This window comes from Pseudidiomarina planktonica, assembly GCF_900177775.1.
GTDB lineage: Bacteria > Pseudomonadota > Gammaproteobacteria > Enterobacterales > Alteromonadaceae > Pseudidiomarina > Pseudidiomarina planktonica.
Map to the genome: position 1 here is coordinate 369,452 of NZ_FXWH01000001.1, position 24,547 is coordinate 393,998.

At 48.9% G+C, this 24,547-nt stretch carries 19 protein-coding genes and 5 tRNA genes; all 24 read left to right on the forward strand.

The features are described from left to right. Positions 1–7: 7 nt before the first annotated feature. The gene (mutL, locus tag CCE91_RS01720) at positions 8–1,783 is read left to right on the forward strand and encodes a DNA mismatch repair endonuclease MutL (RefSeq protein WP_086433537.1); all 1,776 of its coding nucleotides are present in this window, start codon (positions 8–10) and stop codon (positions 1,781–1,783) included. After that, positions 1,780–2,733, forward strand: coding sequence for a tRNA (adenosine(37)-N6)-dimethylallyltransferase MiaA (gene miaA, locus CCE91_RS01725; protein ID WP_086433538.1), 954 nt, complete (start codon positions 1,780–1,782; stop codon positions 2,731–2,733). The genes mutL and miaA overlap by 4 nt, the downstream gene beginning before the upstream one ends. Before the next feature lie 177 nt (positions 2,734–2,910). Continuing rightward, positions 2,911–3,165 carry an RNA chaperone Hfq gene (gene hfq / locus CCE91_RS01730; RefSeq protein ID WP_086433539.1) on the forward strand — a complete coding sequence of 85 codons (255 nt, stop codon included), beginning with the start codon at positions 2,911–2,913 and terminating at the stop codon, positions 3,163–3,165. Positions 3,166–3,205: 40 nt separating this feature from the next. Next, the gene (hflX, locus tag CCE91_RS01735; RefSeq protein WP_086433540.1) at positions 3,206–4,513 is read left to right on the forward strand and encodes a ribosome rescue GTPase HflX; all 1,308 of its coding nucleotides are present in this window, start codon (positions 3,206–3,208) and stop codon (positions 4,511–4,513) included. Positions 4,514–4,557: 44 nt separating this feature from the next. Further along, the gene (gene hflK, locus CCE91_RS01740) at positions 4,558–5,745 is read left to right on the forward strand and encodes an FtsH protease activity modulator HflK (RefSeq protein ID WP_086433541.1); all 1,188 of its coding nucleotides are present in this window, start codon (positions 4,558–4,560) and stop codon (positions 5,743–5,745) included. A gap of 3 nt (positions 5,746–5,748) precedes the next feature. Then, positions 5,749–6,636, forward strand: a complete 888-nt coding sequence (gene hflC, locus CCE91_RS01745) for a protease modulator HflC (protein ID WP_086433542.1) — start codon at positions 5,749–5,751, stop codon at positions 6,634–6,636. Between the two features lie 14 nt (positions 6,637–6,650). Next, entirely contained in the window at positions 6,651–7,808 is a 1,158-nt protein-coding gene (locus CCE91_RS01750) for an aminotransferase class V-fold PLP-dependent enzyme (protein ID WP_086433543.1), read from the forward strand. 82 nt (positions 7,809–7,890) lie between these two features. Beyond that, complete coding sequence (locus CCE91_RS01755; RefSeq protein ID WP_086433544.1) at positions 7,891–9,189, forward strand: adenylosuccinate synthase; 1,299 nt, start codon at positions 7,891–7,893, stop codon at positions 9,187–9,189. Between the two features lie 89 nt (positions 9,190–9,278). Continuing rightward, positions 9,279–9,354, forward strand: a tRNA-Thr gene (locus tag CCE91_RS01760). 13 nt (positions 9,355–9,367) lie between these two features. Further along, a tRNA-Tyr gene (locus CCE91_RS01765) sits at positions 9,368–9,452 on the forward strand. Between the two features lie 61 nt (positions 9,453–9,513). After that, positions 9,514–9,588, forward strand: a tRNA-Gly gene (locus CCE91_RS01770). A 13-nt stretch (positions 9,589–9,601) separates the two neighbouring features. Then, positions 9,602–9,677 (forward strand) — tRNA-Thr (locus CCE91_RS01775). 122 nt (positions 9,678–9,799) lie between these two features. Further along, positions 9,800–10,984, forward strand: coding sequence for an elongation factor Tu (tuf, locus tag CCE91_RS01780; protein ID WP_086433545.1), 1,185 nt, complete (start codon positions 9,800–9,802; stop codon positions 10,982–10,984). A 273-nt stretch (positions 10,985–11,257) separates the two neighbouring features. Then, a tRNA-Trp gene (locus CCE91_RS01785) sits at positions 11,258–11,334 on the forward strand. Between the two features lie 52 nt (positions 11,335–11,386). Further along, complete coding sequence (gene secE, locus CCE91_RS01790) at positions 11,387–11,767, forward strand: preprotein translocase subunit SecE (RefSeq protein ID WP_086433546.1); 381 nt, start codon at positions 11,387–11,389, stop codon at positions 11,765–11,767. 1 nt (position 11,768) lies between these two features. Beyond that, positions 11,769–12,308: a transcription termination/antitermination protein NusG gene (gene nusG, locus CCE91_RS01795; RefSeq protein ID WP_086433547.1), complete on the forward strand. Its 540-nt coding sequence runs from the start codon at positions 11,769–11,771 to the stop codon at positions 12,306–12,308. A 194-nt stretch (positions 12,309–12,502) separates the two neighbouring features. Then, entirely contained in the window at positions 12,503–12,934 is a 432-nt protein-coding gene (gene rplK / locus CCE91_RS01800; protein ID WP_086433548.1) for a 50S ribosomal protein L11, read from the forward strand. A 1-nt stretch (position 12,935) separates the two neighbouring features. Next, complete coding sequence (gene rplA, locus CCE91_RS01805; RefSeq protein ID WP_086433549.1) at positions 12,936–13,640, forward strand: 50S ribosomal protein L1; 705 nt, start codon at positions 12,936–12,938, stop codon at positions 13,638–13,640. A gap of 315 nt (positions 13,641–13,955) precedes the next feature. Then, the gene (gene rplJ / locus CCE91_RS01810; protein WP_086433550.1) at positions 13,956–14,474 is read left to right on the forward strand and encodes a 50S ribosomal protein L10; all 519 of its coding nucleotides are present in this window, start codon (positions 13,956–13,958) and stop codon (positions 14,472–14,474) included. Positions 14,475–14,528: 54 nt separating this feature from the next. Then, positions 14,529–14,906, forward strand: coding sequence for a 50S ribosomal protein L7/L12 (gene rplL, locus CCE91_RS01815; RefSeq protein ID WP_086433551.1), 378 nt, complete (start codon positions 14,529–14,531; stop codon positions 14,904–14,906). Between the two features lie 215 nt (positions 14,907–15,121). Continuing rightward, the gene (rpoB, locus tag CCE91_RS01820; RefSeq protein WP_086433552.1) at positions 15,122–19,150 is read left to right on the forward strand and encodes a DNA-directed RNA polymerase subunit beta; all 4,029 of its coding nucleotides are present in this window, start codon (positions 15,122–15,124) and stop codon (positions 19,148–19,150) included. 35 nt (positions 19,151–19,185) lie between these two features. Beyond that, the gene (gene rpoC / locus CCE91_RS01825; RefSeq protein WP_086433553.1) at positions 19,186–23,415 is read left to right on the forward strand and encodes a DNA-directed RNA polymerase subunit beta'; all 4,230 of its coding nucleotides are present in this window, start codon (positions 19,186–19,188) and stop codon (positions 23,413–23,415) included. Between the two features lie 203 nt (positions 23,416–23,618). Next, positions 23,619–23,993 carry a 30S ribosomal protein S12 gene (gene rpsL, locus CCE91_RS01830; protein WP_086433554.1) on the forward strand — a complete coding sequence of 125 codons (375 nt, stop codon included), beginning with the start codon at positions 23,619–23,621 and terminating at the stop codon, positions 23,991–23,993. A 75-nt stretch (positions 23,994–24,068) separates the two neighbouring features. Further along, the gene (rpsG, locus tag CCE91_RS01835; RefSeq protein WP_086433555.1) at positions 24,069–24,539 is read left to right on the forward strand and encodes a 30S ribosomal protein S7; all 471 of its coding nucleotides are present in this window, start codon (positions 24,069–24,071) and stop codon (positions 24,537–24,539) included. Positions 24,540–24,547 lie beyond the last annotated feature (8 nt).

Consider the following 24,547-nt stretch of genomic DNA (forward strand, 5'->3'; position numbering starts at 1 on the left):
GTTAAGCATGCCTATTCAGTTACTTCCTATTAGTCTGGCCAACCAGATTGCCGCCGGCGAGGTGGTTGAGCGCCCGGCGTCGGTAGTAAAAGAACTCATTGAAAACAGCATAGACGCCGGTGCTACCCAAATTGAGATTGATATTGAACAAGGTGGGGCCAAGCGCATTCGCTTACGCGATAACGGGGCTGGGATTGTACAAGATGAGCTGGCGCTGGCCCTAAGTCGGCATGCCACCAGCAAAATTAGCAGTCTGGATGATTTAGAAGCGATTCAAAGTTTGGGTTTTCGTGGCGAGGCGCTGGCGAGTATCAGCTCTGTTTCACGGCTGCGTTTAACCTCGAAGCCGCCGGCACAAGAAACGGCCTGGCAAGCCTGGGTGGAAGGCCGCGACATGGAGGTGCAGACCAGCCCGGCGGCGCACCCCGATGGTACCACTGTGGATGTGGTGGATTTGTTCTACAACACCCCAGCCCGACGCAAGTTTTTGCGTACCGCGAAAACGGAATTCAGCCATATTGACGAAGTGATTCGCCGTATTGCGTTGGTACGCTTTGATGTGGCTTTAACCCTGCGGCATAACCAAAAAGAGGTACGCCAGTACCGACGCGCCGACAGCGACAGCGCGCGGCAGCAGCGCTTAGCACAAATTTGTGGCAAAGCCTTCGCTGCCGAAGCTCTGCAAGTGAAGGCCGAGCATGATCAGGTTCAACTGCGCGGGTGGATAGCCCCCGCTGCCAGTTGCCGGCACCAGTCTGATATTCAGTATTTATATGTGAATGGCCGCATGATGCGTGACCGGCTGTTGCTGCACGCCGTGCGCCAGGCTTATGCGGATACTTTGGCGGAAGATCGCAGCCCATCTTTTGTGCTGTATCTGGAGTTACCGGCGATTGATGTTGATGTGAACGTGCATCCGGCCAAGCATGAGGTTAGGTTTCATCGAGCTCGCCAAATTCATGACTTTGTAGTTCAGGCGTTACGGCCTGCGCTGGTGCAAAGTGCATCGGAGCACTCGTCCGAGTCTATGGATGTTGTTAGCGGCCATCAGTATTCCAGCAGTCAGTCGCCTTCGGCGGCTGAGCTGGCCGAGTTTAAGCCACGCAGTGCACACCCGTTGCCCGGTATGCGGCCAGCACCAGCGCCGGCAGCGTTGCACGCAAATACCCAGTTGTTAAGTGGGGGCGCTTCACCTAAACCTGTCGGCAACCCACCATTGGCGGCTACGCCAGCCGCAACTGGCGAGTGGCAGTTACTAACTGTGTTTCAGCAGCGTTTCGCTTTGCTGAGCCGGCCTGAGTCGTTGGCGCTACTCAACTTACAGCAGGTGCAGCGCGATAGTTTGCTTACTAACATTAAACGGCAAGCTGATCAGGGCCTGAACGGGCAACCGCTATTAGTGCCGGTAAAGATAACCACACCCGATATTCGCGACCAGTTCGCAACCTTGCACGCGCCGTTATTAGCGCAGTTAGGACTGCAGATTCAAGCGCAGCGCAACGCTATTGAAGTTCAACAGGTACCGGCTATGTTACGGCAAACCGATATTACCCGTACTATTGCGGTGCTGTTCCAGCACTTGCTACAACAGCCCGATGCACAACAACCACAGGAGTTAGCAGATAGCCTGTGGCAGTGGTTGGTGAGTTTTCAGGTGCAGTCGGACTATAGCGCCACGCAAGCCGAGCATTGGTTGCAGTGTTGGCAGCAGAACTTTAACAGTAGCAATCACTACCTAACGCCAGTGCAGTTGCCGCAATTACCACCGGAGCTTAGCCAGTGAGTGAGCAGCCTCATATCATTTGCTTGTACGGGCCTACGGCGGCAGGAAAAACCGATCTTGCGATAGCCCTGCATGAGCATCTTAATGGCGATATTATTTCGGTTGATTCGGCGCTTATTTATCGCGACATGAATATAGGCACCGCCAAGCCAACCGCGGCAGAGCTTACTAGGGCACCGCATCGGCTCATTGACATTTGCGACCCGGCCGAAAGCTATTCAGCGGCTCAGTTCGCAACCGATGCCAAGCGCGAGATTAACGCTATTTTAGCTGCCGGGCGTACGCCAATTTTGGTTGGCGGAACTATGTTGTATTTTAAAGCGTTGCTGGAGGGGTTCTCCGATTTACCGGAATCTCAGCCGGAGCTGAGAGCGGCATTGCAGGAGGAACTTGAAGAACGCGGCAGCCAGGCTCTGCATGACGATTTAAAAGTGATCGATTCGGTCAGTGCCGAGCGTATTCATCCTAACGATCCGCAACGCATTTTGCGGGCGTTGGAAGTGTTCCGAATTAGCGGGCAAAGCCTGACTGAGTTAAGTCAAAGTCGAACCGGTGCGCTCAAGGTTCCGGTAAAACAGTTGGCGATTGCGCCGCAACAGCGACAAACACTGCATCAGCGTATTGCGGATCGATTTGAATTAATGCTGCAAAACGGCTTTATTGACGAAGTAAAAGCATTGCGCCAACGAGGTGATTTGCATCTCGATTTACCCTCCATGCGGTGTGTTGGTTATCGTCAAGTTTGGCAGTATTTGGACGATGAACTTAGTTATGACCAAATGGTCGAAAAAGGTGTGGTAGCGACGCGGCAATTGGCTAAACGTCAGCTCACCTGGTTAAGAGGGTGGCCTGGTGTCACCTGGCTGAAACCTGAAGCCGGTAAGGTACTAGCGCAGGCACAGCAAGCGCTGGCGCAACCAGCTCAGGTTTTTTCGGAGTATGAGCCTTGAAATTTAAGAATTTAGCTACATATTCAAACTATTAACGTAAATCAGTAGTTGCAAATTTTTATGGCTGGGCTAGTGTTTATGAAACATGTTTTTAACATGTCATTCAGCGTGGTGCTAAACACGGCTGGTAAGCGGTAGTAACCCAGCGCGATATAACAAGAATAAGGAATCACCAAAATGGCCAAAGGGCAAACTTTACAAGACCCGTTTTTAAATGCGTTACGCCGTGAACACGTTCCAGTTTCTATTTATCTGGTAAACGGTATTAAATTGCAGGGGCAGATTGAATCCTTTGACCAATTTGTCATTTTACTGAAGAACACTGTGAGCCAAATGGTATATAAGCATGCCATTTCTACCGTGGTGCCGGCGCGAATTCCAGCCAATTATATGGCTCAAGCGGAATCCGAGGACGCTGTTGAAGCGGACTAACGGACACAGTTGTCGAATGCTATAGAGGAGCTGTTATAGCTTGTTTGACAGGTTTGAAAGCGGTGAACAAGCCTTGCTTGTTCATGTCGATTTTCCGGTTGAAACCGACCGCGAAGATTTATCTGAATTAAAGTTACTGGTTAGTTCCGCAGGCGTAGAAACACTTGGTGTGATCACCGCATCTCGCAATACGCCGAGTTCTAAATTCTTTGTTGGTAGCGGTAAAGCCGAAGAAGTGGCTGCGCAAGTAGCTGCCATCGGCGCTAATATCGTTATTTTTAATCATGCGTTATCGCCAACTCAGGAGCGCAACTTGGAAAAGTTGTGCCAATGCCGTGTGCTCGATCGTACCGGTCTGATTCTGGACATATTCGCCCAACGTGCACGTACCCATGAGGGTAAGCTGCAGGTTGAGCTGGCACAGTTACGCCACTTATCTACCCGGTTGGTACGTGGTTGGACTCACCTTGAGCGGCAAAAAGGTGGTATAGGTTTACGTGGCCCTGGTGAAACTCAGCTGGAAACCGACCGACGTTTAATTCGCGGTCGCATTCGCAATATTCTGGGGCGGCTTGCCAAAGTGGCGAAGCAGCGTGATCAGGGGCGCCGGGCGCGATTACGGGCAGAAATCCCAACTGTGTCTTTGGTAGGTTACACCAACGCCGGTAAATCAACGCTGTTTAATAAGCTTACCGATTCTCATGTTTACGCCGCCGATCAGTTATTTGCGACTTTGGATCCAACTTTGCGCAAACTGCAGTTGCCAGACGTGGGTGATGTGATTTTTGCCGATACTGTTGGCTTTATTCGTCACCTGCCGCATGATTTGGTGGCGGCTTTTAAAGCAACCTTAAAAGAAACCCGTGAAGCGGACCTCTTGTTGCACGTGATTGACGTTACTGATGACCGCCAGCAGGAAAACACGCTGGAAGTAAGTCACGTATTAACCGAAATTGAAGCGAACGAAGTTCCGCAGTTGTTGGTGTATAACAAGATTGACCAGCATGATGATATTACCCCGCGCATTGATTATGATGACGAAGGTATGCCACTGCGGGTGTGGCTGTCAGCGCAAACCGGGGCTGGTGTAGAGCTGCTTGAGCAGGCACTAACCGAGCGACTGCGGCCGCGTATGGTAAACTTAGCGCTACGATTGCCGCCCGCATTGGGTAAGTTGCGTGGTAGACTCTACACACTCGATAGTGTCACCGACGAAGCTGTAGCCGATGATGGCGCTTTAATTTTGCAGGTGCGCATGTCTCAGGTAGACTGGCAGCGTTTGTGTAAACAGTATGAACAAGAATTTGAGCCGCAACATGGCGGCACTTTGCAAGGCTATGTAGAATAGCGCAGCTTTGTATTTTTTAGCACAACTTAGAGTTGGAGTAATCAATGGCCTGGAATCAACCGGGAAACGGTAACAACAATGACGATCGCGACCCTTGGAAAAACCAGGGTGGGCGTGATCAGGGGCCACCTGACCTTGATGAAGCAGTACGTAATCTGCTCGGCAAGTTAGGTTTTGGTGGTAAAGGCGGTAATGGCGGCAAAGGCGGTTCACGCACTAGCGGCGGCGGTATCGGCGGTAAAGGCATTGGCCTAATCGTTGGTTTGGCGCTGATTGTTTGGTTTGTAGCCGGATTTTACACGGTGAAAGAAGCCGAACGCGGCGTTGTACTGCGCTTTGGTCAATACAGTAACCTGGTTGAGTCTGGTCTGCACTGGCGGCCACTGTTTATTGATACCGTGGAAACGGTTGACGTAAACAACGTGAAATCGCAACAGTCGAATGGCTTTATGCTGACGCAGGACGAAAACGTTGTGCGGGTTGAGCTGGACGTGCAGTATCGCGTGATTAATCCACGTGATTATCTGTATGCCGTTGAAAATGCCGACCGTAGTCTGGCGCAGGCAACCGATAGCGCGTTGCGTTATGTAGTTGGTCACACCACCATGGATGAAGTGTTAACCGTAGGCCGTGAAAACGTTCGCGCGAACACTTTGGAAATGCTGGAGAATATGATTCAGCCGTATAACTTAGGCTTGCAAATTGTCGACATCAACCTGTTGCCGGCGCGTCCGCCAGAAGCGGTAAAAGACGCTTTTGATGATGCAATTTCCGCGCAGGAAGATGAAGAACGTTTCATTCGTGAAGCTGAAGCTTATGCTCGTCAAGTAGAACCGCTGGCCCGTGGTCAGGTTCGCCGCTTGATGCAGGAAGCACAAGCTTATCGCGAACAAATCGTGTTGGAAGCACAAGGTGAAGTAGCACGCTTTAACGAGCTGTTGCCACAATACCAGGCTGCTCCGGTAGTAACACGTGAACGTATCTATTTAGATACGCTGGAAGATATCTACGCTCGCACCAGCAAAGTTATGGTGGACGTAGAAGGCAGCAACAACATGTTGTATTTGCCACTGGATAAGATTTTACAACATCAGCGCGGTAGCTCGGGTACCAACTCGCAGCCAGTGCCTAAGTTAAATCTTTCCGATAACTTACAGCAAGATAGCGGCAACAGTACTACTAATTCTGGTAGTGCACGTACGTCTAGTCGCTACAACGATGGCCGGGGGTAAGCTATGAAAAACGTTATCGCAGTATTAGTAATTGTCGCGATTGCCCTGGGTTTATCGTCAGTATTTGTGATTAAAGAAGGCCAGCGCGCCATTGTGGTTCAGTTTGGTAAAGTGCAGCGTGACGCTGACACTGGTATGCCAATTGTTTATGAACCAGGTTTACACTTCAAAATTCCATTTATTGAAGATGTTAAACGCTTGGATGCACGGTTTAAAACCCTTGATGGTGATCCGGATCGTTTCGTCACCAGCGAGAAAAAAGACTTAATCGTGGATACCTATGTGAAATGGCGTATCTCTGATTTCGCAACTTATTACTTGTCTACCAATGGCGGTAATCAGTTACAAGCTGAAGCGCTGTTACAACGTCGTATCAGCAGTGGTCTGCGCGCCGAGTTTGGTAGCCGTACTATTACTGAAATTGTATCTGGTGAGCGTGACGACTTAATGCGTGAAGCCTTGATTCGTGGTGCTGACAGTGCGCGTGAACTGGGTATTGAAGTGGTTGACGTGCGGGTTATGCAAATTAACCTGCCAACCGAAGTCAGCCAGTCGATTTACCAGCGTATGCGAGCAGAACGGCAAGCAGTGGCTACTGAGCACCGCTCAGAAGGTCGTGAGCAGGCTGAGTTCATTCGTGCTGACGTTGATGCCCGGGTAACTGTTATGTTAGCCGACGCCAAGCGTCAGGCGCGGGAATTACGCGGTGAAGGGGATGCCATGGCAGCAAAAATTTATGCTGACTCGTATTCCAAAGACGCTGAGTTCTTCTCGTTCTTGCGTAGTATGGAATCGTACCAGAAGAGCTTTAACGGCAACCAGGACATGTTAGTACTGGATCCGAACAGCGACTTCTTCCGCTTCCTGAAAAACAAAATGGGTGACATTTAGTCACCCGTATTGGCATGTATAAGCGGCATTATCAGCACTTTTTAGAACAGCATCGGGGCGAGTTACATTGCGCCCCGCATAGCCATCATTATTGGCCGGACGTAACTCGCCAGGCGCATTTAGCCTACTGGGACGATTCAGCCATTGGTGCCGATGAAAAGTGGGATCAGATATTCTCGCAGCGCGTGCCAGCAGTACAGCAGTTACTGGCAGATTTAATGAATCACCCACAGCCCGACCAGTGGGTGTTTGCCAGCAATACCCACGAACTTTTGTACCGCATTATAAGTTGCTTTGACGCAACCAAACCTCTTCATATACTAACCACAGACGCCGAGTTTCATAGTTTCTCCCGTCAGGCCAGACGCTTGCAGGAGCGGCCACAGGTTACTATTACGCAAATTCCGACCGAGCCTTTTGATACTTTTGCCACCCGTTGGCAGCAAGCGCTAACTGAACACAGTTACGATATGGTGTTCTGTAGTCAGGTGTTTTTTAATTCCGGCGTAGTTGCCCCCTGGGTTGGCGACTGGTTGCATCTGGTTCCCGCAAGCACCACCGTAGTTATTGACGGTTACCATGGTTGTGGCGCTATTCCTACCGACTTAAGTGACGTTTGCGATCGCATATTTTATCTGGCCGGCAGTTACAAGTATTTGCAGGCTGGCGAAGGCTGCTGCTTTATGAGCGTACCTAAAGGTACTCAGTTACGGCCTGAATACACCGGTTGGTTTGCTGATTTTGCAAATTTGGCGAAGCCGCAACAGGGGCGCGTAGAGTACGCTGACGACGGTTTCCGTTTTGCCGGGGCCACTATGGATTTTACCGCGTTGTACCGGTTACAGGCGGTATTGGAATGGTGGCGCAATGATGGCCTGACTGTTACCACTATTCATGCCTACGTGCGTGATTTGCAGCAGGCGTTTTTGCAGGAAATAGATAAGCTAAATCATCCGTTATTGAATCGGCAGCACTTGCTGATGCCGAACAACAATGAGCATGGACACTTTTTAACCTTCGCGTTTGACCGGGCCGAGCAAGTAGCAGAACTAGCGCAGCAACTGAACTCGGTTGGCATTAAAACCGATTACCGCAACACCCGCTTGCGCTTTGGCTTTGCGCTTTATCACGAGAAAACTGATTTCAAACAGCTGCAGCAGACTACCGTCTGACGCAAATAGCTGGTAAAATCGCCGCCTTTCTTTGCATTCGCATTTGTAATCACAGCACGCATCAACATCGGTGAGTATTATCATGGGCAAAAACGTTGTCATTTTAGGCACCCAATGGGGTGATGAAGGTAAGGGTAAAATTGTTGACCTGTTAACGGATAAAGCGACCTACGTGGTGCGTTATCAGGGCGGTCACAATGCCGGCCATACCTTAGTTATTGACGGCGAAAAGACCGTATTACACTTAATTCCATCCGGTGTTTTGCGTGCCAACGTGAAATGCTTAATCGGTAATGGCGTGGTGTTATCACCGGAAGCCTTAATGGAAGAAATCGCGATGCTGGAAAAGCGCGATGTTCCGGTTCGCGAGCGCCTGCTGATTAGCGAAGCCTGCCCATTAATTCTGCCTTACCACATTGCGCTGGATCAGGCGCGCGAGAAAGCTCGCGGCGCTAATGCCATCGGTACTACTGGTCGTGGCATCGGGCCAGCCTATGAAGACAAAGTAGCGCGTCGGGCGCTGCGCGTTGGCGATTTGTTCAATTTCGAACGCTTTGAACAGAAGCTGCGTGAAGTAATGGAAGTGCATAACTTCACCTTGGTTGAGTATTACAAAGAACCAGCCGTTTCCGTTGAAGATGTGATTGCCTATTGTCGTGAAGTGGCCGAGCAACTGCGCGGTATGATTGCCGATATACCAAGCTTGCTGGACGAAGCACGCAAGCGTGGTGACGATATTATGTTTGAGGGTGCTCAGGGTACCTTGCTGGACATTGATCACGGCACCTATCCGTACGTGACCTCGTCGAACACTACTGCTGGTGGGGTTTCTACCGGTGCCGGCTTTGGTCCACGCTATATTGATTACGTGCTGGGTATTGTGAAAGCTTATACCACCCGGGTGGGTAGTGGTCCGTTCCCAACCGAGCTGGATTGTAATGTGGGCGAGCACCTGGGCGTAAAAGGTCACGAGTTCGGCGCTACTACCGGTCGTAAACGCCGTACTGGTTGGTTTGATGCTGTACTGGCGCGTCGCGCGGTGCAAATCAACTCAGTCAGCGGTTTCTGCTTAACCAAGCTGGACGTACTGGATGGCTTAGACGAGCTGAAAATTTGCGTAGGCTATAAGTTAAGTGACGGTACTGTGAATGACTACCCGCCACTGGCAGCCGAAGACTACGACAACGTTGAACCTGTGTACGAAACCATGCCGGGTTGGAAAGGCAGCACCGTGGGTTTAACCGAGCATAGAGATTTGCCGACCGAAGCACTGGCTTACATTAAACGAATTGAAGCTTTAACCGGTGTTCCGGTTGATATTATTTCAACCGGTCCGGATCGAATTGAAACCATTATTTTACGTCATCCGTTCGCAAATTAAGCAATCGGACCCTGTTTCACTAAAAAATTAGCATTTTCTGTTGCATCAGCAAAATCGATACAATAGAATGCGCTCCACCTAACCGGGGTGCCGGCATAGCTCAGTTGGTAGAGCAACTGACTTGTAATCAGTAGGTCCCGAGTTCGACTCTTGGTGCCGGCACCAACTCAAATTGCGGGGAGGGGTTCCCGAGCGGTCAAAGGGATCAGACTGTAAATCTGACGGCTCAGCCTTCGCAGGTTCGAATCCTGCCCCCTCCACCAATGCATTGATCTTGAATGCGGTGAGTTCAGAAATGGTTTGAGGTGACCCGAGTAAAGGCATGCGGGTATCGTATAATGGCTATTACCTCAGCCTTCCAAGCTGATGATGTGGGTTCGATTCCCACTACCCGCTCCAATTATCAGAAAGTGCTGATATAGCTCAGTTGGTAGAGCGCACCCTTGGTAAGGGTGAGGTCGGCGGTTCGAATCCGCCTATCAGCACCACTCTCGGTTCATCCCATCTGTATTCTCGCACGAAGTTCAAGCTGTCACGGTCAGGTACACACATTTTTAATGTGCGCGATTTTTTAACCGCGCCACCGTAAGTTGTCCAAAGAGAGGCTGTCATGTCTAAAGAAAAATTTGAACGTTCGAAACCGCATGTGAACGTTGGTACGATTGGCCACGTTGACCACGGTAAAACTACACTGACTGCTGCAATCACGTCGGTATTGGCAAAAACCTACGGTGGTTCAGCGCGCGCATTCGATCAAATCGATAACGCTCCAGAAGAAAAAGCGCGTGGTATCACCATCGCGACTTCACACGTTGAGTATGACACGCCAGCGCGTCACTACGCCCACGTAGACTGCCCAGGCCACGCTGACTATGTTAAAAACATGATCACTGGTGCTGCGCAAATGGACGGCGCCATTCTGGTAGTAGCCGCGACTGATGGCCCAATGCCACAGACTCGTGAGCACATCCTGTTGTCACGTCAGGTAGGCGTACCATTCATCGTCGTATTCATGAACAAATGTGACATGGTAGACGATGAAGAGCTGTTAGAGCTGGTAGAAATGGAAGTACGTGAGCTGTTAAGCGAATACGACTTCCCAGGCGACGACCTGCCGGTAATTCAGGGCTCAGCTCTGAAAGCCCTGGAAGGCGACGAAGGCTACGAGAAGAAAATCATCGAGTTGGCAGAAGCACTGGATTCATACATTCCAGAGCCAGAGCGTGACATCGATAAGCCGTTCATCATGCCTATCGAAGACGTATTCTCAATTTCAGGCCGTGGTACAGTAGTAACGGGTCGTGTTGAGCGCGGCATCGTGCGTACTGGTGACGAAGTAGAAATCGTTGGTATCAAAGACACCACCAAAACAATCGTAACGGGCGTAGAAATGTTCCGTAAACTGCTTGACGAAGGTCGTGCAGGCGAGAACATCGGTGCGTTGTTGCGTGGTACTAAGCGTGACGACATCCAACGTGGTCAGGTACTGGCGAAGCCAGGTACAATCACTCCGCACACTCAGTTTGAAGCGGAAGTGTATGTACTGAGCAAAGAAGAAGGCGGCCGTCATACTCCGTTCTTCAAAGGCTACCGTCCACAGTTCTACTTCCGTACAACGGACGTAACTGGTGCTGTTCAATTACCGGAAGGTGTTGAAATGGTAATGCCTGGCGACAACCTGAAGTTTGTGGTTGAGCTGATTCACCCAATCGCGATGGACGAAGGTTTACGCTTCGCAATTCGTGAAGGTGGCCGTACCGTAGGTGCAGGCGTAGTATCAAAAATCATCGCTTAATTGCCGATAGATTTTCAAAAAGGCTCCCAATTGGGGGCCTTTTTTTATGCTCGGTAGCCTGACGTTCCACGTCAGGTGATGACCCGCCGCATTTAACCAAACTTGGGTGTGTGTATTTAATATCGCACCTGACGTTAAACGTCAGGCTACCGTCGGCGCAATGTAATATTGCAGTTGCGTCATGGTGCGCAATCGGTATAATACGGCGTCCATTCCATCACCGTTTACCAGCCGATTTAAAACTCTTAGGTTTGCAGTGTTTGGATGATTTGCAGGGGTGTAGTTCCAATTGGTAGAACAGCGGTCTCCAAAACCGACGGTTGGGGGTTCGAATCCCTCCACCCCTGCCACTATTTTTGAGCTCAAGCAGCGAACGCAGACAAAACCGCAGGATAAGAAAGAATGAGCGCACAGACTGAAACGCAAAGCAGTTCACTAGACGGCCTGAAATGGGTCATCGTTATTGCCTTACTAGCCGCGGCTATTGCAGGCAACTACTACTATGGTGAGCAAGTATCTGTATTGTATCGCGCCATTGGCGTGGTGTTATTGGTTGCCATCGCGGGTGGCTTTGCTGCAGTAACTGGTAAAGGCCGTCGCTTCTTGAGCTTTGCTAAAGAAAGCCGTACCGAAGTTCGTAAAGTAGTATGGCCAACTCGCCAGGAAGCAACGCAAACCACGCTAATCATTGCCGTTGCTACAGCCATTATCGCGCTGATCCTGTGGGGTATGGATGCAATTCTCGTACGTGTGGTTGGCTTCCTGACCGGACTGGAGTTTTAATATGAGCGACAAGAAACGCTGGTATGTAGTACAAGCATTCTCGGGCTACGAAGGCCGGGTAGCAAATTCACTACGTGAACACATTAAAATGAACGGCATGGAAGACAAGTTCGGTGAAGTATTAGTACCAACCGAAGAAGTTGTTGAAATGCGTGCTGGTCAGCGTCGCAAGAGCGAGCGCAAATTCTTTCCAGGTTATGTACTGGTAGAAATGGCTATGGACGAAGAAAGCTGGCACCTGGTGAAAAGTATTCCACGGGTACTTGGTTTCATCGGCGGTACTGCTGAGCGTCCGGCACCAATTTCGCAAAAAGAAGCCGATACCATTTTGAATCGTCTGAACGAATCTGTTGATAAGCCACGTCCGAAAACCTTATTCGAGCCGGGTGAACTGGTTCGCGTAAACGACGGTCCTTTTGCAGATTTCAACGGTACTGTTGAGAGCGTCGATTACGACAAAAGTCGCCTGACAGTGTCGGTATCTATCTTCGGCCGCGCCACCCCAGTTGAACTGGAATTCGGGCAAGTCGAGAAAGGTTAATTAAGTTGTTTGAAAAATCACCATCTGCGAATGGTGATTTTCTTGATCTTGGACACGAATTGGTCTACAATTCGCGTCCTTTTTACCTAGGGAAGCCGTTTGAGCAAGTTTCCTCTTGCACTAAATACCTAGCCTTATCAGGTGTTTAGCGAAAGACTTGCAAGGCGTTATACCCATTAAACAGAGGAAGTATCATGGCTAAGAAAGTATCCGCCATTATTAAGCTGCAAGTTGCAGCCGGTGCGGCGAACCCGTCACCTCCGGTTGGTCCAGCGCTGGGTCAGCACGGCGTAAACATTATGGAATTCTGTAAAGCGTTTAACGCACAGACTGGCGAAATGGAAAAAGGCGCGCCGGTTCCTGTAGAAATTACAGTATTCGAAGACCGTTCTTTCACCTTTATCACTAAAACCCCGCCAGCAGCATTCCTGCTGAAAAAAGCGGCTGGTATTAAAAGTGGTTCAGGTCGCCCGAACACTGAAAAAGTTGGCACCGTTACTCGCGATCAGCTTGAAGAAATCGCGAAAACTAAAGAGCCAGACTTAACTGCAGCTTCTATGGACGCTGCTGTACGTACTATCGCCGGCTCTGCTCGTGCGATGGGCTTGAAAGTGGAGGGCTTATAAGATGGCTAAATTAACTAAACGTGCTCGTTTAATCCGCGAAAAAGTAGAAGTGCGTGATTACGACATTAATGAAGCCTTAACGCTGCTGAAAGAGCTTGCGACTGCTAAATTTACTGAAAGCGTTGACGTTTCTGTCAACCTTGGTATCGATGCACGTAAATCTGATCAAAACGTTCGTGGCGCAACTGTACTGCCTAACGGCACTGGCCGCGATGTTCGCGTTGCCGTGTTCACTGGTGGCGCAAACGCTGAAAAAGCAAAAGAAGCTGGTGCTGACATCGTTGGTATGGAAGACCTGGCTGAGCAAGTGAAAAAAGGCGTCATGGATTTTGACGTAGTTATCGCTTCTCCTGATGCTATGCGTGTGGTTGGTCAGTTGGGTCAAATCTTAGGTCCACGTGGCCTGATGCCTAACCCGAAAACTGGTACCGTAACTCCAGACGTTGCAACTGCGGTTAAAAACGCTAAATCTGGTCAGGTTCGCTACCGTAACGATAAAGGCGGTATCATTCACGCTACTATCGGTAAAGTAACGTTCGAAAACGGCCAGTTACAAGAGAACTTAGAATCACTGCTGAGCGCTTTAAGAAAGGCTAAGCCGTCTTCTGCAAAAGGTCAGTACATCAAACGTGTAAGCCTGTCGACCACTATGGGCGCGGGTGTATCGATTGATCCAGCAACTTTGGCTGCTGTTAAAGCCGGCTAAGGTTGCGCAACCTCAGGGTTGCAGTGGATTGAAAAGGGCGTATAATTTTCATCCACTTTTCAAAGGTTTGTGGGTTGGAGCTGCCACTTTAAGGTTAAGTGAAGTGGCTCCCGTCCAAGACCGCAGGTGTATCGTGAGGCTGACGCCAGCAAAACGACACTTAATGTCCTGCGCAGATGGTGATATCCGACTCAGACTCTCTGGGTAGAGATTCACCGTAACAACGTGGTAGTGCAATATGGCTATCAATTTGTAACGCGAAACGGCGTAACCGGATTTTCCGGAAGCAAAGTTTCAAAAAAAGAGGTGATATCAGTGGCACTAGGTTTAGCAGCAAAAAAAGCCATCGTTAAAGAAATCAACGATGTAGCTTCAGAAGCTCTATCCGTCGCTGTTGCTGAGTATCGTGGCATGGAAGTAGCGGACATGACCGTTCTGCGTAAGCAGGCGCGTGAGCAAGGTGTGGTTCTGAAGGTAATTCGGAACACTCTGGCAAAACGTGCTTTGCAAGATACGCAATTCGGTGACATGGACGAAGCACTGAAAGGTCCGTTGATGTATGGCTTTTCTTTGGATGCGCCTGGCTCAGCCGCGCGTTTGTTCAAAGATTTCGCTAAACAAAACAAGCACCTGAAGGTAACTGCACTGTCGATCGGTAACGGTCTGATGGGCGCAGATAAGCTTGATGCAGTTGCATCACTTCCGACACGTGACGAAGCATTGGCGAAATTGCTTGCCACCTTCAAAGCGCCAGTTAGTAAGTTCGTTCGTACTATGAACGAAGTACCAACTAAGTTTGTGCGTGTGTTGGCAGCAATTAAAGACGCTAAGTAGAGACGGTTTTTTTAACCAATTTTTTGTAATTATATAACCCAGGAGTTTAGAGTTATGGCTCTTTCCAAAGACGATATTTTGAATGCGATCGCTGAAATGCCAGTTATGGAACTGGTTGAACTGATCGAAGCTGCAGAAGAAAAATTCGGTGTTGACGCATCTGCTGCTGTTGCAGTAGCTGCTGGTCCTGCTGCTGGTGGCGAAGCCGCTGCAGAAGAAAAGACTGAATTTGACGTAGTCCTGAAAGCTGCTGGTGCTAACAAAGTTGGCGCTATCAAAGCAGTGCGTGCTGCAACTGGCCTAGGCTTGAAAGAAGCCAAAGCAATGGTTGAAGCTGCACCTGTAGCAGTTAAAGAAGGCATCGCGAAAGCAGACGCTGAAGAACTGAAAAAGCAGCTTGAAGAAGCTGGTGCAGAAGTTGAAATCAAGTAAACAACTGCATGACATAAAACTGGCCTTTTAGGCCTGGGGCTGGTGACTTTTGGGTCACCAGCCTTTTTGCGCTGTTAAGCATGTATCATTTTTGCCCGTAGTTGGGGTGCATGCTATCGGTGACAAAAACGGGAATGACAGATGATTAGCTACATCTGTTTTTAACCATCACGACCTGGTGGTTAGGGTCATCAATCAGCTAGCTGAGGAACCCCATGGCGTACTCCTACTCTGAGAAAAAACGTATTCGCAAGGATTTCGGTAAGCGTCCACATGTGTTGGAAGTGCCTTACCTGTTGTCGATTCAACTCGACTCATTTAAAAAATTCATAGAACCAGATCCAGAAGCCAATAATGGCCTGGAAGCTGCGTTCCGTTCGGTGTTCCCAATTGCGAGTTATTCTGGCAATTCGGAATTGCAGTACGTTAGTTATAAACTTGGTGAACCCGTATTTGACGTAATTGAATGTCAAGTTCGTGGTATTACCTACTCGGCGCCATTGCGCGTCAAACTGCGTTTAGTGATTTACGATAAAGAGGCTGCGGCCGGTACCGTAAAAGACATTAAAGAGCAGGAAGTCTACATGGGTGAAATCCCATTGATGACCGAAAACGGTACCTTTGTTATCAACGGTACTGAGCGTGTTATCGTTTCTCAGTTACACCGCTCTCCAGGTGTATTCTTTGACCATGACAAAGGCAAAACCCACTCATCGGGTAAAGTGCTTTATAACGCGCGGGTTATCCCGTATCGCGGTTCATGGTTAGACTTTGAATTTGACCCGAAAGACAACGTTTTCGTACGTATTGACCGTCGTCGTAAATTACCGGCGTCGATCATTTTACGTGCACTAGAATACAGCACCGAAGAAATCCTTGAGATGTTCTTCGACACTACGTATTACGAAATACGTCGTGACAAAGTGTTCATGCAGTTAGTGCCTGAGCGCTTACGCGGTGAAACGGCTAAATTCGACATCAAAGGCGATAAAGAAGAGATTATCGTTGAGAAAGGTCGTCGTATTACTGCGCGCCACATCAAGCAAATTGAAAGCCTGAACACGGCTGAAATGGAAGTTCCGCTTGAATACTTAGTCGGTAAAGTGCTGGCGAAAGATTATGTGGTGAAGAAAACTGGCGAAGTTGTGGCCCCGGCAAACAGTGAATTGACACTGGAATTGTTGGCAAAACTGCGTGAAGCTGGCTTTAAAAAATTCGAAACGCTATTCGTCAATGATTTGGACCACGGTCCTTACATGAGCGAAACGCTGCGTGTGGATAACAGCACCAATCGCCTTGAAGCGCTGGTGGAAATTTATCGCATGATGCGTCCTGGCGAGCCGCCAACTAAAGAAGCTGCAGAAACTCTATTCGAGAACCTGTTCTTCAGCGAAGATCGTTATGATTTATCCGCAGTTGGTCGCATGAAATTCAACCGTCGTTTAGGTCGTGATGACTTAACCGGTAGCGGAATTTTGTCGAAAGAAGACATAGTATCGGTCATGAAAAAACTTATCGAGATCCGTAACGGTCTGGATGAAGTTGATGATATCGATCACTTAGGTAACCGCCGTATTCGTTCGGTTGGTGAAATGGCTGAAAACCAGTTCCGCGTCGGCTTAGTCCGGGTAGAGCGTGCTGTGAAAGAACGCCTGAGCTTAGGTGACCTTGATGCCACCATGCCGCAAGATTTAATTAACGCTAAGCCTATTAGTGCCGCAGTGAAAGAGTTCTTTGGTTCCAGCCAGCTGTCTCAGTTTATGGACCAAAACAACCCACTTTCAGAAGTAACGCACAAACGTCGTATTTCAGCATTGGGGCCGGGTGGCTTGACCCGTGAACGTGCTGGCTTCGAAGTACGTGACGTTCACCCAACGCACTATGGTCGTGTATGTCCAATCGAAACTCCGGAAGGCCCGAACATCGGTCTGATTAACTCATTGGCCACCTTTGCGCGTACCAATGAATACGGTTTCCTGGAAACTCCATACCGCCGTATCGAAAATGGCGTTGTTACAGATGACGTAGATTATCTGTCAGCTATTGAAGAAGGTAACTTTGTAATCGCACAGGCGAACGTAAGCCTGAACGACAAAGGTGCGTTAACCGATGATTTAGTTCCTTGTCGTCACAAGAATGAATTTACCTTGATGACCAAAGAACAAGTTCAGTATATGGACGTGGCGCCGCAACAGATCGTATCTATTGCAGCAAGCCTGATTCCGTTCCTGGAACACGATGATGCTAACCGGGCCCTGATGGGTTCGAACATGCAACGTCAGGCAGTACCAACTTTACGTGCGCAGAAGCCGTTGGTAGGTACTGGTATTGAACGCACCGTAGCGGTCGACTCGGGTGTAACCGTAGTTGCTAAGCGTGGCGGTGTGGTTGATTACGTGGATGCTGGTCGTATTGTTGTTAAGGTTAATGAAGAAGAGATGGTACCTGGCGAAGCTGGTATCGATATCTACAACCTGACGAAATACACCCGTTCAAACCAAAACACTTGTATTAACCAGTTACCAACTGTGAATTCAGGTGAGCCGGTTATGCGCGGTGACGTGTTAGCTGACGGTCCTTCTACCGATTTAGGTGAGTTGGCGCTGGGTCAGAACATGCGCGTAGCATTCATGCCTTGGAACGGTTACAACTTCGAGGATTCCATCCTAATTTCTGAGCGTGTGGCCATTGAAGATCGTATGACCACTATTCACATTCAGGAATTAAACTGTGTGGCTCGTGATACCAAACTTGGTTCAGAAGAAATTACTTCTGATATTCCAAACGTAGGTGAGTCAGCACTGAACAAACTGGATGAATCTGGCGTTGTTTACGTAGGCGCTGAAGTAAATGGCGGCGACATTCTGGTAGGTAAGGTAACGCCGAAGGGCGAAACCCAGCTAACTCCGGAAGAGAAACTGTTGCGAGCTATTTTCGGTGAGAAAGCATCTGATGTTAAAGACAGTTCACTGCGTGTGCCTAACGGCGTAACCGGTACTGTTATTGATGTACAGGTGTTCACTCGCGATGGCGTTGAGAAAGACAAACGCGCAGTTGCTATTGAAGAAATGCAACTGGCGAAAGTGAAAAAAGATTTAACGGATGAGTTCAAGATTCTGGAAGAGGGTATTTATGCCCGTGCCAAAAACTTGTTACTGGCGAATGGTTTTGATGAATCGAAATTGGCTGGCCTGGAACGTAGTAAGTGGTTAACTCAGAACTTGAAAAACGAAGACGCACAGCTGCAGTTAGAGCAAATTGCTCAGCAGTACGAAGAGATTCGTGCCGACTTTGATAATAAATTCGAGAACAAACGTCGCAAAATCACCCAAGGTGATGATTTAGCGCCGGGCGTATTGAAGATTGTTAAAGTTTACTTAGCTGTTCGTCGTCGCATTCAACCTGGTGATAAATTAGCAGGTCGTCACGGTAACAAAGGTGTTATTTCTACCATTGTTCCAGTGGAAGACATGCCACATGACGAGCACGGCAATCCAGTTGATATCGTGTTGAACCCGTTGGGTGTACCTTCGCGGATGAACATCGGTCAGATTCTGGAAACCCATTTGGGTATGGCCGCTCGTGGTATCGGTATTAAAATCGAAGCCATGATCGCTCAGCAGAAGAAAGTGGCTGAAATGCGCGACTTCCTGCAACAGGTGTATAGCTTAGGTGAATCACGTCAAGAAGTTGATTTAAATGACTTTAGTGACGAAGAAGTGATGCGCTTAGCGGACAACCTGAAAGCCGGTTTGCCGACAGCGACACCAGTATTTGATGGTGCCGTTGAAGAAGAAATTAAAGCGTTGCTGAAACTTGCTGACATTCCAGAGTCAGGCCAAATCACATTGTTTGATGGCCGCACTGGTGAGCGCTTTGAACGTGATGTAACTGTAGGTTACATGTACATGCTGAAGTTGAACCACTTAGTGGACGACAAGATGCACGCACGTTCAACTGGTTCGTACAGCTTGGTTACTCAGCAACCCTTGGGTGGTAAAGCTCAATTTGGTGGTCAGCGCTTCGGTGAGATGGAAGTGTGGGCACTGGAAGCTTACGGTGCTGCTTATACATTGCAGGAAATGTTGACGGTGAAATCGGACGACGTAAATGGTCGTACGAAGATGTACAAAAACATCGTCGACAACGACTTGCAGATGGAAGCAGGTATGCCGGAATCCTTCAACGTACTACTGAAGGAAATTCGCTCACTTGGTATCAACATTGAGTTGGACCAGGACTGAGTGACCACCGGACGCGAACTGCCAGGAGATAAATCGTGAAAGACTTATTGAAGTTTTTAAAACCGATGAACCAAACCGAAGAGTTCGATGCGATTCGCATCGGACTTGCGTCGCCGGACATGATCCGGAGCTGGTCATTTGGTGAAGTGAAAAAGCCGGAAACCATTAACTACCGTACTTTCAAGCCTGAACGTGATGGCTTGTTCTGTGCGCGTATTTTTGGCCCGGTGAAAGATTACGAATGCTTGTGCGGTAAGTACAAGCGTTTGAAGCACCGCGGTGTGATCTGTGAGAAGTGTGGCGTTGAAGTTACACTGACCAAAGTGCGTCGTGAGCGCATGGGTCACATTGAGCTGGCAAGCCCGGTTGCACACATTTGGTTCCTGAAATCACTACCTTCCCGTATCGGGTTAATGCTAGATATGACCTTGCGTGATATCGAGCGGGTGCTGTATTTCGAATCTTATGTGGTAACTGAAGCGGGCATGACCACGCTGGAAACCGGCAGTATTCTGACTGAAGAAGAATACTTAGACGCCCTGGAAGAACATGGCGACGAATTCGACGCCAAAATGGGTGCCGAAGCCGTATTAGCGTTGCTACGCGAAATTGATATTGATGGCGACATCAAAACCTTGCGTGAAGAGTTGCCGGAAACGAACTCTGAAACCAAGCGTAAGAAAATCAGCAAGCGTCTGAAATTGTTAGAATCTTTCCAAATGTCTGGCAACAAGCCAGAGTGGATGATTCTGAAAGTACTGCCTGTGTTACCACCGGATTTACGTCCATTGGTACCACTAGATGGCGGTCGCTTTGCAACGTCAGATTTGAACGATTTATACCGTCGTGTAATCAACCGGAACAACCGTTTGAAGCGTCTGTTGGATCTGGCTGCGCCAGATATCATCGTGCGTAACGAAAAACGGATGTTACAAGAAGCCGTCGATGCGCTGTTAGATAACGGTCGTCGTGGTCGCGCTATTACCGGTTCTAACAAACGTCCTCTGAAATCTTTGGCCGACATGATCAAAGGTAAGCAAGGTCGTTTCCGTCAAAACCTTCTGGGTAAACGGGTTGATTACTCTGGCCGTTCAGTAATTACAGTTGGTCCTAAACTGCGTCTGCATCAGTGTGGTTTACCGAAGAAAATGGCATTGGAACTGTTCAAGCCATTCATCTACGGCAAACTGGAAGGCCGCGGTCTGGCAACCACTATTAAAGCTGCGAAGAAAATGGTCGAGCGCGAAATCCCGGAAGTTTGGGACGTGTTAGACGAAGTTATTCGCGAGCATCCGGTTATGCTAAACCGGGCGCCAACCTTGCACCGTCTTGGTATTCAGGCGTTCGAACCGGTACTGATTGAAGGTAAAGCCATTCAGTTACACCCACTCGTTTGTGCGGCTTACAACGCCGACTTCGATGGTGACCAAATGGCGGTTCACGTTCCATTAACGCTGGAAGCGCAGTTAGAAGCGCGCGCGTTGATGATGTCAACCAACAACATTCTGTCACCTGCCAGTGGTGACCCTATCATCGTTCCTTCACAGGACGTTGTATTGGGCTTGTACTACATGACCCGCGCCAAAGTTAATGGCAAGGGCGAAGGCATGGTATTTAAAGACGCGAAAGAAGCGGAACGTGCTTACCGCAATGGCGATGTTGAATTGCATGCCAAAGTAAAAGTACGTTTGCATGAAGTGCTGATTAGCGAAGAAGGCGAGCGTAGCGAAGCAACCACGTTGTATGAAACTACCGTTGGCCGCTCAATTCTGTCATTGATTCTGCCGGAAGGTATGCCTTTCGACATGATTAACCAGGACATGGGCAAGAAGCAAATCGGTCGCTTATTGAATACGTCGTACCGTAACCTTGGCTTGAAGCCAACGGTTATTTTTGCTGACCGTTTAATGTATACCGGTTTCCACTACGCCATGATTGCAGGTGCCTCGGTAGGTATCGACGATATGGTTATTCCTGATGCGAAGAAAGACATTATCGACGCAGCAGAAGAAGAAGTAGCGGAAATTCAGGACCAGTTTGAATCTGGTTTGGTAACCGCCGGTGAGAAATACAACAAAGTTATCGATATTTGGTCTACGGCGAACGAGAAAGTTTCGAAAGCCATGATGGACAACTTGTCGAAAGAAATTGTTAAAAACCGCGACGGTGAGGACGAAGAGCAAAACTCGTTCAACTCGGTTTACATGATGGCTGACTCAGGCGCTCGTGGTAGTCCTGCTCAGATTCGTCAGTTGGCCGGTATGCGTGGTCTGATGGCGAAACCAGATGGTTCAATCATCGAAACGCCAATTACCGCTAACTTCCGTGAAGGTTTGAACGTACTGCAGTACTTCATCTCAACGCACGGTGCGCGTAAAGGTTTGGCCGATACCGCATTGAAAACTGCGAACTCAGGTTACCTGACTCGTCGTTTGGTTGACGTTGCGCAAGACGTAGTAATCGTTGAAGAAGACTGTGGCACGCACGAAGGCCTGTACATGAAACCGCTGATTGAAGGTGGTGACGTAGTAGAGCCATTGCGTGAGCGGGTACTAGGACGCGTACTTTGTGACGACGTTATAGTTCCGGGTAGCAAGCGCAAAGTCTTGCTGGCACGGAATACCCTGCTTGACGAAAAAATGTGTGACGTGCTTGAAGAGCACTCCATTGATGAAGTGAAAGTTCGTTCTGTTATTACCTGTGAAACCGACTTTGGTGTTTGTGCCAACTGTTACGGTCGTGACCTGGGTCGTGGCCACATGGTTAACCAAGGTGAAGCGGTTGGTGTTATTGCAGCACAGTCAATCGGTGAACCTGGTACACAGTTAACCATGCGTACCTTCCACATCGGTGGTGCGGCATCACGGGCATCAGCAGAAAACAACGTACAGGTTAAAAACGCCGGTACCTTGAAGCTACATAATGCGAAGTCAGTAGAAAACAGCGATAGCCACCTGGTTATCACGTCACGTTCTACCGAACTAACGCTGATTGATGAATTAGGTCGTGAGCGCGAGCGTTATAAAGTTCCTTACGGTGCGATTCTGAAAAAAGGCGAAGGCAAAGCTGTCGACGCTGGTGAAATCGTAGCCAACTGGGATCCGCACACTCACCCAATTATTACCGAGGTAGCAGGTTACCTGAAGTTTGTTGACTTAATTGATGGCGTTACTATGACGCGTCAAACCGACGAACTGACTGGCCTGTCGAGCATTGTTGTACTGGAAACTGGTCAACGTACCAGCGCCGGTAAAGACATGCGCCCAATGGTGAAATTGGTTGATAAGAAAGGTGACGACGTGAACATCGTTGGCACTGACATTCCGGCTCAGTATTTCTTACCAGGTAACGCAATTATTAACCTGGAAGATAACGCCGAAGTGAAAGTGGGTGACACTGTTGCACGTATTCCGCAGGAAGGTTCAAAAACTCGGGATATCACCGGTGGTCTGCCACGCGTTGCCGACTTATTCGAAGCTCGTCGTCCGAAAGAGCCTGCAATTCTTGCAGAGCACACAGGTACGGTAAGCTTTGGTAAAGAAACCAAAGGTAAGCGTCGTTTAGTGATTACCCTTGCTGAAAGCGGTGATCATTATGAAGAGATGATTCCGAAATGGCGTCAATTGAACATCTTTGAAGGTGAGCAAGTGACCCGTGGTGAAGTTATCGCTGACGGCCCTGAAGCACCGCATGACATTCTACGTTTGCGTGGCGTTAGCGCACTAGCTAACTACATTGTGAACGAAGTGCAGGAAGTTTACCGTCTGCAGGGTGTAAAAATTAACGATAAGCACATCGAGACTATTGTTCGTCAGATGCTGCGTAAGGCAATTATATTAAGCCCGGGCGAAACCGACTTGCTGGAAGGCGAGATGATGGAGCTGTCAGAAGTGTTAGCGGCCAATACCAAAGCGGAAGCGGATGGCAAAATGCCAGCCACTTACGAGCGTCAGCTACTTGGTATTACCAAAGCATCACTGTCAACTGAGTCATTTATTTCAGCGGCATCGTTCCAGGAAACTACGCGCGTACTGACAGAAGCTGCGGTACAAGGTAAGCACGACAACCTGCGTGGCTTGAAAGAGAACGTTATTGTTGGACGCTTAATTCCAGCCGGTACTGGTTTTGCTTATCATCGTGAACGTGCACGTAAACGTGCCGAGCAGAACGATGTATTAGCAGCACCGAAGCTGACTGCAGAAGAAGCTGAACAGCAATTAGTGGACGCCTTGAACGAAGGTTCAGAGTCAAAAGACGCTGAATAAACGTTCATTGCTGTAAACAAATGTGAGAGCCAATGCCCGAAACGGCATTGGCTCTTTTGTATCTGTTCTTGACAGGTGAATTTATGACCATTAAAATTCGGCCTCCCTATATTCGGGTAAATCCGTATTGGGGATCCCAAATTGAGCGGGATAATAGATTTTTTCACCTTGTTGAGCGACATCAACATAATCAGGAGTATTGAATGGCAACAGTTAACCAGCTGGTGCGCAAAGGTCGTCAAAAGCCGGTTGTTAAAAGCAGCGTCCCGGCACTTGAGGCTTGCCCACAGAAGCGCGGCGTTTGTACGCGCGTTTATACTACCACCCCGAAAAAACCAAACTCGGCACTGCGTAAAGTATGTCGTGTGCGTTTAACGAACGGCTTTGAAGTTAGTTCGTACATCGGTGGTGAAGGCCACAACTTGCAAGAACACTCCGTGGTACTTATCCGCGGTGGTCGTGTAAAAGACTTGCCAGGTGTGCGTTATCACACAGTACGCGGTGCACTTGACTGTGCAGGCGTAGGCGATCGTCGCCAAGGCCGCTCTAAGTACGGCGCCAAACGGCCCAAATCTTAACGGTTCTCCGTTAGTAAGGCCAAACACACATAAGAACGTTTTGGGGAAACCCTGAATTAACCGGAGAATATTGAGATGCCAAGAAGACGCGTCATAGGTCAACGTAAAATCCTGCCGGATCCTAAGTTCGGATCAGAGTTGTTGGCTAAATTTATTAATGTCGTCATGGTTGACGGCAAAAAAGCTGTTTCTGAGAAAATTATTTATGATGCTCTAGACATCATGGCTGAAAAGTCAAAGAAAGAGCATTTGGAAGTTTTTGAAGTAGCACTGGACAATATCCGCCCTACGGTAGAGGTTAAGTCTCGCCGCGTTGGTGGTTCTACCTATCAAGTACCGGTAGAAGTACGTCCTGTGCGTCGTAATGCACTGGCTATGCGTTGGTTAGTTGATGCAGCGCGTGTTCGGGGTGAAAAATCTATGGCTCAACGTCTGGCTGCAGAAATGCTGGACGCATCAGAAAACAAAGGCTCTGCTGTGAAGAAGCGTGAAGACGTCCACCGTATGGCCGAAGCAAACAAAGCGTTTGCTCATTATCGCTGGTAATTCACAAG

Bases quoted from the DNA above. Each gene is read 5' to 3' on its own strand.
- rplK (WP_086433548.1), top strand. From the start codon at position 12,503: ATGGCTAAGAAAGTATCCGCCATTATTAAGCTGCAAGTTGCAGCCGGT.
- tuf (WP_086433545.1), top strand. From the start codon at position 9,800: ATGTCTAAAGAAAAATTTGAACGTTCGAAACCGCATGTGAACGTTGGT.
- rplL (WP_086433551.1), top strand. From the start codon at position 14,529: ATGGCTCTTTCCAAAGACGATATTTTGAATGCGATCGCTGAAATGCCA.
- nusG (WP_086433547.1), top strand. From the start codon at position 11,769: ATGAGCGACAAGAAACGCTGGTATGTAGTACAAGCATTCTCGGGCTAC.
- CCE91_RS01755 (WP_086433544.1), top strand. From the start codon at position 7,891: ATGGGCAAAAACGTTGTCATTTTAGGCACCCAATGGGGTGATGAAGGT.
- hflC (WP_086433542.1), top strand. From the start codon at position 5,749: ATGAAAAACGTTATCGCAGTATTAGTAATTGTCGCGATTGCCCTGGGT.
- hflK (WP_086433541.1), top strand. From the start codon at position 4,558: ATGGCCTGGAATCAACCGGGAAACGGTAACAACAATGACGATCGCGAC.
- secE (WP_086433546.1), top strand. From the start codon at position 11,387: ATGAGCGCACAGACTGAAACGCAAAGCAGTTCACTAGACGGCCTGAAA.
- rpoB (WP_086433552.1), top strand. From the start codon at position 15,122: ATGGCGTACTCCTACTCTGAGAAAAAACGTATTCGCAAGGATTTCGGT.
- rplA (WP_086433549.1), top strand. From the start codon at position 12,936: ATGGCTAAATTAACTAAACGTGCTCGTTTAATCCGCGAAAAAGTAGAA.
- hfq (WP_086433539.1), top strand. From the start codon at position 2,911: ATGGCCAAAGGGCAAACTTTACAAGACCCGTTTTTAAATGCGTTACGC.
- CCE91_RS01750 (WP_086433543.1), top strand. From the start codon at position 6,651: ATGTATAAGCGGCATTATCAGCACTTTTTAGAACAGCATCGGGGCGAG.
- rpsG (WP_086433555.1), top strand. From the start codon at position 24,069: ATGCCAAGAAGACGCGTCATAGGTCAACGTAAAATCCTGCCGGATCCT.
- mutL (WP_086433537.1), top strand. From the start codon at position 8: ATGCCTATTCAGTTACTTCCTATTAGTCTGGCCAACCAGATTGCCGCC.
- rpsL (WP_086433554.1), top strand. From the start codon at position 23,619: ATGGCAACAGTTAACCAGCTGGTGCGCAAAGGTCGTCAAAAGCCGGTT.